At 68.7% G+C, this 12,331-nt stretch carries 10 protein-coding genes and 1 tRNA gene; 6 read left to right on the forward strand and 5 right to left on the reverse strand.

Translation table 11 applies throughout. From position 1 onward, the window contains the following. Window positions 1-22: 22 nt before the first annotated feature. From QQJ79_RS00320 to QQJ79_RS00330, 3 genes are read left to right on the forward strand one after another with little or no spacing between them, the layout of a single operon-like run. The gene (locus QQJ79_RS00320; protein WP_284219903.1) at window positions 23-1,375 is read left to right on the forward strand and encodes an O-antigen ligase family protein; all 1,353 of its coding nucleotides are present in this window, start codon (window positions 23-25) and stop codon (window positions 1,373-1,375) included. Beyond that, the gene (gene parE, locus QQJ79_RS00325) at window positions 1,341-3,449 is read left to right on the forward strand and encodes a DNA topoisomerase IV subunit B (RefSeq protein WP_284219905.1); all 2,109 of its coding nucleotides are present in this window, start codon (window positions 1,341-1,343) and stop codon (window positions 3,447-3,449) included. The genes QQJ79_RS00320 and parE overlap by 35 nt, the downstream gene beginning before the upstream one ends. A gap of 26 nt (window positions 3,450-3,475) precedes the next feature. Further along, window positions 3,476-3,856, forward strand: a complete 381-nt coding sequence (locus QQJ79_RS00330; RefSeq protein ID WP_284219907.1) for a GFA family protein — start codon at window positions 3,476-3,478, stop codon at window positions 3,854-3,856. A gap of 65 nt (window positions 3,857-3,921) precedes the next feature. Here QQJ79_RS00330 and QQJ79_RS00335 read toward each other — a convergent pair whose 3' ends face one another. From QQJ79_RS00335 to QQJ79_RS00355, 5 genes are all read right to left on the reverse strand, one after another. Beyond that, a complete protein-coding gene (locus QQJ79_RS00335; protein WP_284219909.1) occupies window positions 3,922-5,325 on the reverse strand; it encodes an MATE family efflux transporter in 1,404 nt (467 codons plus the stop codon). Window positions 5,326-5,389: 64 nt separating this feature from the next. Beyond that, a complete protein-coding gene (locus QQJ79_RS00340) occupies window positions 5,390-5,905 on the reverse strand; it encodes a SixA phosphatase family protein (RefSeq protein WP_284219911.1) in 516 nt (171 codons plus the stop codon). 87 nt (window positions 5,906-5,992) lie between these two features. Beyond that, on the reverse strand, window positions 5,993-7,240 hold the full coding sequence (locus tag QQJ79_RS00345) for a glycosyltransferase (protein WP_284220069.1): 1,248 nt from the start codon (window positions 7,238-7,240) through the stop codon (window positions 5,993-5,995). A 133-nt stretch (window positions 7,241-7,373) separates the two neighbouring features. Then, complete coding sequence (locus QQJ79_RS00350) at window positions 7,374-7,529, reverse strand: type II toxin-antitoxin system antitoxin (RefSeq protein ID WP_284219913.1); 156 nt, start codon at window positions 7,527-7,529, stop codon at window positions 7,374-7,376. Window positions 7,530-7,557: 28 nt separating this feature from the next. After that, window positions 7,558-8,448, reverse strand: a complete 891-nt coding sequence (locus QQJ79_RS00355) for an SPFH domain-containing protein (protein ID WP_284219915.1) — start codon at window positions 8,446-8,448, stop codon at window positions 7,558-7,560. A 201-nt stretch (window positions 8,449-8,649) separates the two neighbouring features. Here QQJ79_RS00355 and QQJ79_RS00360 point away from each other — a divergent pair, with 201 nt between their 5' ends. The 3 genes from QQJ79_RS00360 (at window position 8,650) to QQJ79_RS00370 (ending at window position 12,304) form a co-directional block, all read left to right on the forward strand. Then, window positions 8,650-11,835 (forward strand): autotransporter outer membrane beta-barrel domain-containing protein, encoded by a 3,186-nt coding sequence (locus tag QQJ79_RS00360; RefSeq protein ID WP_284219917.1) that lies wholly within the window; start codon window positions 8,650-8,652, stop codon window positions 11,833-11,835. Window positions 11,836-11,866: 31 nt separating this feature from the next. Next, window positions 11,867-11,943 (forward strand) — tRNA-Val (locus QQJ79_RS00365). 88 nt (window positions 11,944-12,031) lie between these two features. Further along, the gene (locus tag QQJ79_RS00370) at window positions 12,032-12,304 is read left to right on the forward strand and encodes a hypothetical protein (RefSeq protein WP_284219918.1); all 273 of its coding nucleotides are present in this window, start codon (window positions 12,032-12,034) and stop codon (window positions 12,302-12,304) included. The last annotated feature ends 27 nt before the right edge of the window (window positions 12,305-12,331 follow it).

The raw sequence follows: 12,331 nt of genomic DNA on the forward strand, positions 1-12,331 counted from the left end.
CCCGGCGCCCGACCCTGCGCCTGTGCGCGAATCCCGTCCAGACGAGGTCCTGACCGAGCCTGCCCCCAGCCTGGGAGAGCGGGTCGTCTGCGGCGTGATCATCGCCATGCTGACCGGGGCCCTGATCGGGCCGGTGTTCGCGCCGCTGCAGGAGGAGACGCCGGTGCTTCGGCTGGTCTGGCTGCCGGCCTATGCGGCGATCATCGGGCTCTTGTTGTTCCGGATCGACCGGCTGTGGCGGGCGTGGCCGGCGATGATCGCCATTGCGGCGCTGGTCGGCCTGGCCTTCGCCTCGCGCTACTGGTCGATCGATTTCGCCACCACCATGCGCCGGGTGATCGCCCTGGCGATCAGCTGCGGTTTCGCCCTCTATCTGGGCGCCGTCTTCCGGGGGCCGCATCTGCCGCGGCTGCTGATGCATACGGCGCTGTTCATGGCGGTCGGCAGTCTGGTCATGGTCTTCGCCTTTCCCGGCATCGGCGTGCACCAGTTCGACAACGCCGGCCTGTGGCGCGGCCTCTGGTACGAGAAGAACCAGATGGGGGCGGTGATGGTGATCGGCGCGACCGCCGCCGCCGCCTGCCTGGCCTCGCCCGATCCGCGCCGGCTGCTGCCGGCCGTGGCGCTCGTCCTGTCCAGCGGTCTGGTGCTGGCGACACAGTCCAAGACCTCCCTGCTCTGTCTGGTGGTGGGGCTCGGCCTGATCGGCGGATTCTGGTCCTTGAGGCGCGGCGGCGCGGCCTTTTCGGTGATCGCCATTTGGTGCGCCGTCGTGCTGGCGGGCCTGGGCGTCTGGGTCTGGGAAACCCATTCGGTGGCGGTGCTGGAGGCGCTGGGCAAGGACCCCTCGCTGACCGGCCGCACCGAGATCTGGGACAGCCTGATGCGCAAGGTCGCCGACCGGCCATGGACCGGCTACGGCTACGGCGCCTTCTGGGGCCGGATCGGGGAGTCGCCGCCCGCCGACTGGGTGCGCAAGGAGACCGGCTGGATCGTGCCGTCGGCGCACAACGGCTGGATTGATCTGCTGGTCCAGCTGGGCTGGCCGGGCGCGGTTCTGGTCGGCGCGCTGATGGCTGGAACCGCCCTGATCGCCGTGCTGCGCTGCATGGGGTCGGGCGTGCGCGAGGGCTGGTGGGCGTTGGGCTTCCTGGCCGCCTTCTTCGTGTTGAGCCTGTCCGAGAGCATACTGATGGCCCATCAGGGCCTGCCCTGGGTCCTGTTCATGGCGGTGATGACGCGGGCCATGCTGCCGTCGCCCTCGCCAGCCCGCGCGCCGCTTGTGGAGAAGCGCCGGCGGGCCTACCAGACCGGTCCCCGAATCGTTTCACAGTATCCGTATGGGTCCCAACGCCGCGCCTTCCCTGTTCGATGACCTGCCCGAGCCGCAAGGCCCGGCGCCGGCGGCTGCGCCGTCCGCCCCTGATCCGGCCCTGACGCCGCAGGCGGCCGCCCCGAAGCCGGAGCCCGAGGCCGCGCGCCCGGCCGCGCCCGCCACCCCCTCGGCCCCGCCCCTCGCCGGAAGTTATTCCGCCTCCTCGATCGAGGTGCTGGAGGGGCTGGAGCCGGTGCGCAAACGGCCCGGCATGTACATCGGCGGCACCGACGAGCGGGCCCTGCACCATCTGTTCGCCGAGGTTCTCGACAACGCCATGGACGAGGCCGTGGCACGTCATGCGAAGCTGATCACCGTCGATCTCGACGCCGAGGGCTGGCTGTCGGTCAAGGACGACGGCCGCGGCATTCCGGTCGACCCGCACCCGAAGCACCCGGGCAAGTCGGCCCTGGAAGTGGTCATGACCGTCCTCCACTCGGGCGGGAAATTTTCCGGAAAAGCCTATGAAACGTCTGGCGGTTTGCACGGCGTCGGCGTCTCGGTCGTCAACGCCCTGAGCGAGCGTCTGGACGTCACCGTCTGGCGCGACGGCCATGAGTGGAAGCAGTCGTTCAGCCGCGGCCTGCCGCTGGGTCCGATCGCCCAGGTTCAGCCGTCGAAGAAGAAGGGCACCCTGATCCGGTTCAAGCCGGACGAGGAGATCTTCGGCGTGGGCGCCGCCTTCAAGCCGGCTCGGCTGTTCCGCATGGCGCGGTCCAAGGCCTATCTGTTCCGCGGCGTCGAGATCCGCTGGACCTGCGCCGCCGAGCGGATCACCGACCACACCCCGACCGAGGCGGTGTTCCACTTCCCCAACGGCCTGGCCGACGCCCTGTCCGAACGGATCGGCGAGCTCGAGACCGTGACGCCCGCCTTCGCGGGGCGGGTCGAGCGCAAGGGCGAGGCCGGCGCGGTCGAATGGGCCGTGACCTGGAGCCCGATCGGCTTCGGCGAGGCCGACGGCTTCGTCTCCTCCTACTGCAACACCGTCTCGACGCCGGACGGCGGCACGCATGAGGCGGGGTTCCGGGCGGCGCTGGTGAAGGGCCTCAAGGCCTATGGCGAGCTGACCAATGAGAAGCGCGCGGGACTGATCACCGCCGAGGACGTCATCGCCAACGCCGGGGCGCTGATCAGCGTGTTCGTGCGCAATCCCGAGTTCCAGGGCCAGACCAAGGACCGCCTCTCCTCCCCCGACGCCCAGCGACTGGTCGAACAGCTGATGCGCGATCCGCTGGACCACTGGCTGACCGAGAGCCCGAAACAGGCCAACACCCTGCTGGGCTTCGTCATCGAGCGGGCCGAGGACCGGCTGAAGCGGCGCAAGGACAAGGAGGTCCAGCGGGCCCAGGCGACGCGCAAACTGCGCCTGCCCGGCAAGCTGTCGGACTGTTCGCGCCAGTCGGCCAACGGCACCGAGCTGTTCATCGTCGAGGGGGACTCGGCCGGCGGCTCTGCCAAACAGGCGCGGGACCGCACCACCCAGGCCATCCTGCCCCTGCGCGGCAAGATCCTGAACGTCGCCTCCGCCACGGCCGACAAGCTGCGCGCCAATATCGAACTGTCGGACCTGGCCCTGGCGCTGGGCGTGCAGCCCGGCAGCCGGTTCAACATCGACGACCTGCGTTACGAGCGCATCGTCATCATGACCGACGCCGACGTGGACGGCGCCCATATCGCGGCCCTGCTGATCACCTTCTTCTACCGGTCGATGCCCGAGACCATCCGTCAGGGCCGGCTGTTCATGGCCCTGCCGCCCCTCTACCGGATCAGCGCCGGGCCCCTGAGCGAATACGCCCGCGACGACGCCCACCGCGACGAGCTGCTGGCCACGGTGTTCAAGGGCAAGAAGGTCGAGATCGGGCGGTTCAAGGGTCTGGGCGAGATGATGGCCTCCCAGCTGAAGGAGACCACCATGGACCCGAAGAAGCGCACTCTGGCGCGAGTCACGGTCCCGGCCTCCGAGGAGGAGATCGAGGATCTGGTCGAACGGCTGATGGGGAAGAAGGCCGAGGCGCGGTTCCAGTTCATTCAGGACAATGCGCAGTTCGCGGTCGCCGATCTGGACGTGTGAGACCTGCCTGACGGGGGAGATCGAAGATGCACAGCGGATCCTGCCTCTGCGGCGCCGTCACCTTCGAGGTATCAGGCGAACTCGCCGCACCCGACGCCTGCCACTGTCAGAAGTGCCGGAAGCATTCGGGCCATGTCTTCGCCTCGACCGACGTACCGAAGGCGTCACTGACCGTGCAAGGCGAAGACCGTGTCGCCTGGCACCAATCCTCGGAGAAGGTGCGCCGGGGCTTCTGCGCCACGTGCGGCTCTTCCCTGTTCTGGGACCCGGTGTTCCGGGACTGGATCGGCGTCGCCATGGGCGCCTTCGACACGCCGACCCAGACGCATCTGGGCGTGCACATCTTCGTGGCGGACAAGGGCGACTACTACGACATCGCGGATGGTCTTCCGCAGAAGTCCGCCTGAGACGACGCATCAGCGGCCAATGACATGCATCGCCGTGGCGCGCTCCCGAGGACGGACCGTGGCGCTCAGGCGCCCGCCAGCGTCCCTGCCTTCGGCGCCAGGCCCGCCAGCTTCCGCTTCAGTTGGTCCCGCAGGAACAGCAGCGCCACGACGGCCTGCAGCAGGGCCGAGGCGGCGGAGGCCCACCAAAGGTGTTCGAGCTTCGCCCAGGGCTGGGCCGAGATCCAGAAAGCGGCCGAGGTGAAGACGATCAGGCGCAACACGCCGCCGACCAGGGCCGGACGGGTGTCGCCCAGCGCCTGGAAAGCGCCCGAGGCCGTGAAGATCAGCCCCGTTCCGATGAAGTTCAGCGAGACGATGCGCAGATAGGTCGCCGCGACCTCGGCCACCGCCGGGTCGGGAGCGAACGGCGCCACAAGCAGGTCGGCCTCCCACAGGCAGAGCGCTGTCAGGCAGGCCATCAGGGCCGAGCTCATCAGGGCGGCGTCCCGAACCGTCCGGCGGACGCGGTCGGGCAGGCCCGCGCCGAAATTCTGGCCCGCGACCGGAGCGACGGCGAAAGAGATGGCCATGGCCGGCAGGAAGACGGCCTGCATGACGCGCGACCCCACCCCGAAGCCGGCCTGGGCCTCGCTGCCGAAATTGCGGATCACGGAATAGACCACGCCCATGGTCAGGAACATCAGCAGAAACTCGATCGCCGACGGCAGGCCGATGCCGACGATCCGCGAGAGCACGGCGGGGCTGGGCCGGTCGAGGCGCAAGGGCGCCGACATCAGGGTCTGCACCCGCCCGAACAGCCAGACGGAGCCGAGGAGCCCCGCGACCGCGGCCACCGAACTGGCCAGTCCGGCCCCGAAGGCGCCGAGCGGCGCGCCGGAACCCCAGCCGGCGATCAGCACGGGGGCGAGGACGGCGTTCAGCAGGACCGTGGCGGTCTGGATCAACATCGTCGGCCGCACGACGCCGGCCGCCCGCAGGGCCGCGCCCATGGCGCCGGTGGGGAACATCAGGGCGAGCGCCGGCAGAAACCCGTACAGATAGGCCCGGCCCTGACCGGCCGTGCCGGGATCGGCGGCGAGCGCGTCAATCGCCAGACCGCCGAGCCCGTACCCGAGCGCCAGGGTGAGCAGGAACAGCCCGACCGACAACAGCATCGACTGGCGGTAGACGCCGTCCACCTGACTGAAATCCTTCGCGCCGATGGCGCGGGCGATCAGCGAGAGCGACCCAACGGACACCATCTGCGCGGCCGCCATAACCAGGAAGAAGACCACCCCGGCCAACCCGACCCCGGCGAGCGCGTCCGGCCCGACCGAACCCACGAAATACAGGTCGATCAGGAAATAGAGGGTCTGGAACAGCAGGCCGAGGCCAATGAAGGCCGCCATGCCGAGAAGCCGCTGGCTGATGGAACCCTGCGTCAGGTCATGCTGCATCTGGATCGTCCTGCGGCCGCGCAGGATCATTCCATGCCCGACGGCCGCGATTTACCCGGGCAAAACCTGCTCGTCAATATTACCCGGATATATTCTAGCCGCAGGTCGATGGCGCGCCGTAACGGGTGACCCGGCTGTGGGCCATGCCGTTCATCAGGTGGAGCATCGTCATGCGGTCGTATTCGCAGTCCGGCATATCGGCGGCCTCGGCGTAGCCGAGCGCGCGGGCGATCAGCGGCACGGTGTTGCTGTGGCCGACAATCAGGACGACGGCGTCGTCCGGCAGCCCGCGGACGCGCTCGGCGATCGCGGCGACATGGGCGGGCGTCCCGCCGTCGAAACCGACGGGCTCGACCGGCACGGAGTGGAAGTCCGCCGTCGGCCCGGCCGTCAGCCGCGTGCGCTGCAGCGGGCTGGTGAAGATGTGATCCGGATGGACGTCAGCGAGAGCGGTCGCGAGGGCGGCGGCGCGGGCCTCCCCTGCCTCGGACAGCACCGGATCGGCGCTGGCGTCGGCCTTCTCGGCGTGGCGGACCAGATAGACGGTCTGGGCCATGGCGGACGTCGCCGTCAGCAGCGACAGGGCGGCGGCGAGCAGCAGGCGTAACATGGTCTCAGATCCCCGATTTTGCTCGAGATTGACCGTGCGGAGCCCGGCTGTCGAGAGGCGGGGCGAGGCCCGCCGGGAATCTCCTCGTCAGTGCGCCTTCCCCTCTCCCGGCAGGGCGAAGGCGGGTTCGCCGCTGACCTCGGCGTAGACGGAGCTGAGATCCTCGAACACACGGTCCCAGGCGAAGCGTTCGACCGTGCGGGCGCGGGCGGCGACGCCCAGGGCCTCGATGTCGCGCGCGAACAGCGCCTCGACCGCCGCCGCATAGTGGCGCGGGTCGGCGCTCTTCGCGAGTTGCCCGACGGTGTCGTCGACCGTCTCCTTCACCCCGCCGGCGTTGACGCCGACGACCGGGCGGCCGCAGGCCATGGCCTCCAGCACGATCAGGCCGAACGGCTCCTTGTCATTGGCGTGAACGAAGGCGTCGCAGCTGGCGATGATCTTCGCCACGGCCTTGGGATTGGCCTCATACGGCAGGGAGATGACCCGCTCCTCGGCCGGCATGCCGGCGCCGGCGCCGACGAGCACCAGATGATAGGGGTCGCCGAGGGCCTGCACGGCCTGGATCAGGACGTCGATGTTCTTTTCCCGGGCCGGACGGCCGGCGAAGCAGAGCAGCCGGGCGGAGGCGGGCAGGCCCAGCTTTTTCAGCAGCCAGTCGCGGTCGCCGCGATCCGGGCGGAAGGTGTCGATCTCCACGCCCAGCGGTCGGATGATGATGTTGCCCACGCCCGCCTCTTCAAGGCGGCGGGCGATGTAGCGGCTGGGCGAGACGACGCGGTCGAACTGGCCGAACAGCCGGGCCCAGCGCTTTTCGACCGGCTTCTTGGCCCATTCGCCGAAATGCAGGGCGGCGAGGCCGGCCGGGTCGGAGTGACAGAAGCCGACGACGGGACAGCCGGCACGCTGGCCGGCCTCCAGGGCCCCCTGCCCCGGCGTATAGGGATCGCCGGCCTCGATGATCGACGGGTTCAGCGAGGCGACCCAGGCGCCCCAGCGGCGTACCGAGGTGGGCCAGCGGTAACCGTCGCCGAAGGGCAGCTTTGTCGCGTGGAGCTGGACGATGCCGTCCTCGCCGGCCTTGTGGTGGGCGCCGGGCACGACCAGCGAATGGGCCACGCCGGGGCGATTGGCCTCCAGCCAGGCCTTTTTGGACAGCAGGTAGCGCTTCACCCCGCCCGAGCGGGGCGCATAGAGCATGGTGGTGTCGACCAGGCGGGGGCGGCCATCTTCGCCGGCGGCCTTGGTCGCGGCGAGGGTCTCGGAGACCTCCTCGTCCCAGCCGGGAAACAGGCGCAATTCGCCTTCCTGCACCTCAAGCCCCGCCAGGGACATGAGCTCGCGCTCGGCGGCGCTGATACTGGAGGCCCCGCCGCGCCGGACCCGTCTCTGGATGCGACGGGCCTTGCGGACCTTTGACATATGCGACTTCACCATGGGCGGCCCGTAGCGCCGACGACGGCGAAGCTCAAGCGCTGTCCGTCGGCGGACCGTCTTCCGAAGGTGAAATCCCGCGCCGGGCCAGGGCTTCGCGCAGCAGGCATTCGACCTGGGCGTTGACCGAGCGCAGCTCGGCGGCGGCCAATCGCTCGACCGCCGCCATCACCCCGGATGAGGCGCGCATCAGAAAGGGTTTTCTGGGCCGGGCCATGTCAGCCGTAAAGGGTGCCCGTGTTGACGACCGGCTGGGCCTCGCGGTCGGCGCACAGCACCACCAGCAGGTTGGAGACCATGGCCGCCTTGCGATCCTCGTCGAGATCGACGACGCCGCGCTCATTGAGATCGGCCAGGGCGCTCTCGACCATGCCCACGGCGCCCTTGACGATCAGGCGGCGCGCCGAGAGCACGGCCTCGGCCTGCTGACGCTTCAGCATGGCGCCGGCGATCTCCGGGGCATAGGCGAGGTGGGCCAGGCGGGCTTCGTCAATGGCCACGCCCGCAACGCTGACCCGCCCCACCAGTTCCTCGCGCAGACGGCCGGCGACGTCCTCGGCGTCGGCGCGCAGGGTCAGTTCGGGCACATCGGTCTCGTCGCCGTGATCATAGGCGTAGTGGGAGGCGATATCGCGCAGCGCCGTGTCCACCTGGATGTTCACGAACGCCTGGTAGTCGTCGACGTCGAACAGGGCCTGGGCCGAATCCTGCACCCGCCAGACGACGTTTGCGGCGATCTCGATCGGACTGCCGCGCTTGTCGTTCACCTTCAGCTTGTCGCTGGTCAGGTTGCGGACCCGCAGGGAGATCTTCTTGCGGCTGTACCAGGGCAGGACCCAGCGCAGTCCGGTCTTGCGATCGGTGCCGCGGTAGTCGCCAAACAGCATGATGGCCATGCCCTCGTTCGTCTGGAGCGAATAGAGACCGCACACCAGCAGCAGACCGACAACGGCGGCGCCGATCCCCGCGACCACGCGCAGGACCGAATCGGGATCCTGGGCGACGCTTGCGGGCCCGGCGATGAGCAACAGAAGTCCGATCAGCAGCATCAGGATGCCGTTCGCGGTGCTGGCGGGGCGTTCTGTGGATCGTGAATGTTCGTGGGTCATCGTTCCCTCCCAAAGTCGATATGAAAATGATATCACTTTGATTGCGATATTGACAATAGCCGCGCTTGCCGAACGCGTCCCGCCTGCGCGTTCGGCCTTGCATTCGCCTCAAATTCGAGAAACTTGAGGCAGGCTGGCACGGTCCCTGTTAGAGGATCGCCGGCGTCTCTGGCGTGTGTCGTCCACAGGGGTTTCTACCGAATGCGTATTCTACTCGCGACCGCGGTTGCGATCGCTCCCCTGATGGCGGCTACCGGCGCCATGGCCGAGGTCGTGCTCACGACGGTCCGGACGACGCCGATCACGACGTCGAACGCGACTGGAACCGGCACGGCGGACCATATCCGGATCTCCAGCGGCGGCGGCATTTCCCTGGTCTCGGGCACGGCCGTCACGGTGGATTCCAACCACGACTTCTCCATGGACGGCACCGGCTCGATCACCATGTCGCCGGCCGCCGACGGGGCCACGGCGGTGCTGGTCAATGCGGGGGTCACCTCCGACGTCACCATCGGCGGCACCATCTCCATCGTCGACACCATCGAGACCTATACGGACGCTGACAATGACGGCGATATCGACGGTCCGTGGGCCACGGGTTCGGGCCGTTACGGCATCCGCTACGCCGCCGGCGCGCCGGTCACGGGGGACCTGCTGGTCAGCTCCCTCGGCTCCATCGGCGTGGACGGCAACAATTCCTACGCCATCTCGATCGAATCCGGACTGATCGGCAACCTCCAGTCCCAGGGCAACATCCGGGTGTTCGGCGACAACTCCGTCGCCATCCGGACCCAGGGCGCGGTGACCGGCAACGTCACCCTCCTGGGTACGGTGTCCGCGCGCGGCATGAACACCTCCGCCGTTTCGATCGGCGGCGACGTCGGGGGGCGGCTGACGCTTCAGGGCGAAATCAACGCCACCGGCTATCGCTACACCAGCCTGGGCAACGACGCCTTCGAGGCCAAGCTCGACGCCGAGGACAAGCTGCAGGGCGGCCCGGCCGTCATCATCGCGGGCAATGTCGCCGGCGGCGTTGTGGTGGATCGCGCCCCTGTGGACGCCAGCACGACCAATACGGATGAGGACGCCGACGGGATCGCCGACTCGACCGAGGGCACCGGTTCGATCAACAGCTTCGGGGCCGCGCCGGCGATCCTGGTCGGCTCGACCACGCAATCGGTCACCCTCGGCGTCGTCGGGACGGATGCGAACGCCTACGGCTTCATCAACCGGGGCACGATCACGGGTCGGGGCGTGTATGACGCCATCGCCGCCAACGCGGTCGTGTTCGGGGGCAATCCGGGCCAGTCGGTGACCATCAACGGCGGGGTCCGCAACGAAGGCACGGTCGCCGCCCTGGCGAGCCAGGCCAACGCCACGACCTTCCGCTTCGGAGTCGGCGCCGCCACGCCTCAGTTCTACAATGCCGGCGCCATCTCGGCGGGCGTCGCCAGCGAGATCGCCGCCAATGCGACAGCGATCCAGATCGACGCCGGCGCCTCGCTCACCAGCATCAACAACAACGGCTCCATTCTCGCCTCGGCGGGCGGCGGGGCGGCGACGGTCACCGCCATCAACGATCTCAGCGGCACGCTGACCTCGATCACCAACACCCGTTCGCTGCAGGCGACCCTCAGCGCGAACGAGGCGGGCGATCCCGTTACCGGAACCACGACCGCGATCAATGTCAGCGCGAACACCACGGGCGTCACGGTCCTGCAGACCGGCATCCTGACGGCGCCTACGACGCTGGATCCCGACACCGACGGCGACGGCGTGCCGGACAGCATCGAACCGATCCTGGTCGGCGACATCCTGCTGGGCTCCGGCGCGGACACGGTCGATATCCGCAACGGCGTTGTCTTTGGAGACATCGACTTCGGGGCCGGAGCGGACACGCTTTCGATCACGGGCGGCGGCATCGTGCGCAGCGCCCTGTCCGACGTCGGCGGCGACCTGACCATCAATGTGAGCAACGGCATCCTCGACGCCCGGCACACGGCCCCGCTCGATGTGACCACCCTCAACGTGGGCGCGGACGGCGATCTGATCATCACGATCGACCCGGCGAACAGCGCCTCGGGCGGCTTCAATGTCGCCGGGACCGCGACCCTCGCCAACGGCGCGGGCCTCGGCGTCCGCTTCACCTCGCTGCTGGCGGCCCCCGAACGCTTCACCCTGATCGACGCCGCGACATTGAATTTCGGGGTCCTCGACCTGGATTCGATCGAGGAAAACTCCCCCTATCTCTACATGGTCGCGGCCGGCGCCAATGTCCCGGCGGGCGAGGTCTTCGTCGATGTGCGCCGACGCACCGCTGCTGAGGCCGACATGATCGCCGTCGAGGCGGCGATGTTTGATTCCTTCTATTCGACCCTCGGCGGCGCCGGCGCGGAAGATATCCGCAACGTCTTCCTGGCCCAGACCGGGCGCGAGGATTTCATCAACCTGTATGAGCAGCTGCTGCCGGACCATGCCGGCGGCCCCCTGCTCTCGCTGTCCTCGGGCGTGGACGCGGTGACCCGCGCGCTGACGGGCCGCAACGCCTCGGCGGCCCCCGGCGAAACCAGCGCCTGGGTTCAGGAAATCAATTTCTACGCCGACAAGGACAAGACCGACACCTACGGCTTCCGTTCGGAAGGGTTCGGGGTCGCCGGCGGCATCGAGCGCGGCTCGGGCCTCGGCGCGGTGGGTCTGTCGCTGGCCTTCACCTCGTCCGACCTTGAGGATCCCGAGTCCGAGGCCGAGGAAGTGCTGTCGGCCAGCCTGCTGGAGCTGGGCCTCTACTGGCGCGCCCAGGGCCAGTACTGGACGACCTGGGCCCGGGCCGCGGCCGGCTATGCGACCTTTGAATCCGAGCGCCGCTTCGTCGGCGCCGGTCTGAACCTGTCCAATGAATCGGATTGGTCCGGCTTCTCCCTCGCGGCGGCCGGCGGCGTCTCCTACCAGCGCGATTTCGGGCGTTTCAGCATCCGGCCGGAAGCCTATGCCGAGTTCTTCTCGCTCAGCGAGGAAGGCCACGTCGAGACCGGCGGCGGCGACGGCTTCGACCTCGAGATCGATGACCGGGACGGTCATCTGTTCTCGGCGACCGCGGCCGTCAATCTCGGCATGTCGATGGGCGAGAACAGCTGGCTGCGTCCGGAAGTCCGCGTGGGTTGGCGCCAGAACATCTCGGTCGATCCGGGCGAGACCATCGCCCGCTTCCGCTCGGGCGGTCCCGACTTCACGCTCGATGGCGGCTCGATCGAAGGCGGCGGACCGATCCTCGGCTTCCGGCTGAACATCGGCAACGAACTGGGCATGCTGTCCATCAACGCCGACGCCGAGATGATTGAGGACTACATCCGCTACATGCTGTTCCTGCGAGCCAGCTTCCGGTTCTAGACTACGGGAAACCTGCGGGTTTCATGCGGACGGGCGGCTAGCTCAGCTGGTCAGAGCACCTCGTTTACACCGAGGGGGTCGGGGGTTCGAACCCCTCGCCGCCCACCAGCCTTCCGCAGCCCCGATCCCGCCTGGTCCGGCGGTCAGAGTGCGTTCACCATTGCCGGTTAACCCTGCCCCATCGGGAGAAGGCGTCATGAACAAGACCATCAAAGCCGGCGGGAGCCTCGTCGTCGTCCTCGGCGCGAGCCTGATGCTTCAGGGCTGTCTCGTGGGCGCCGTGGTGGGCACGGCGGGCGCGATCGTCGGGGGGGCGGCGCAGGCCACCGGAGCGGTGGTGGGCGCGGGCGTCGATGCGGTCACCACTTCCGACGAGGAGACCCGGGCCAGGCGCGAACGCGAACAGCGGGCTCACGAACGCGATCAGCGCCGCTGCGAACAGCGCCAGCGGCAGGGCCGCGACTGCTAGACCGAAATCGGCCTTGATGGACGCAAT

It is taken from the genome of Brevundimonas denitrificans (assembly GCF_030160755.1).
Taxonomy (GTDB): Bacteria; Pseudomonadota; Alphaproteobacteria; order Caulobacterales; family Caulobacteraceae; genus Brevundimonas; species Brevundimonas denitrificans.

Coding starts and splice junctions, on each gene's coding strand:
- parE (WP_284219905.1), top strand. CDS start 1,341: ATGGGTCCCAACGCCGCGCCTTCCCTGTTCGATGACCTGCCCGAGCCG.
- QQJ79_RS00330 (WP_284219907.1), top strand. CDS start 3,476: ATGCACAGCGGATCCTGCCTCTGCGGCGCCGTCACCTTCGAGGTATCA.
- QQJ79_RS00335 (WP_284219909.1), bottom strand. CDS start 5,325: ATGATCCTGCGCGGCCGCAGGACGATCCAGATGCAGCATGACCTGACG.
- QQJ79_RS00340 (WP_284219911.1), bottom strand. CDS start 5,905: ATGTTACGCCTGCTGCTCGCCGCCGCCCTGTCGCTGCTGACGGCGACG.
- QQJ79_RS00345 (WP_284220069.1), bottom strand. CDS start 7,240: ATGTCCCTGGCGGGGCTTGAGGTGCAGGAAGGCGAATTGCGCCTGTTT.
- QQJ79_RS00350 (WP_284219913.1), bottom strand. CDS start 7,529: ATGCGCGCCTCATCCGGGGTGATGGCGGCGGTCGAGCGATTGGCCGCC.
- QQJ79_RS00355 (WP_284219915.1), bottom strand. CDS start 8,448: ATGACCCACGAACATTCACGATCCACAGAACGCCCCGCCAGCACCGCG.
- QQJ79_RS00360 (WP_284219917.1), top strand. CDS start 8,650: ATGCGTATTCTACTCGCGACCGCGGTTGCGATCGCTCCCCTGATGGCG.
- QQJ79_RS00370 (WP_284219918.1), top strand. CDS start 12,032: ATGAACAAGACCATCAAAGCCGGCGGGAGCCTCGTCGTCGTCCTCGGC.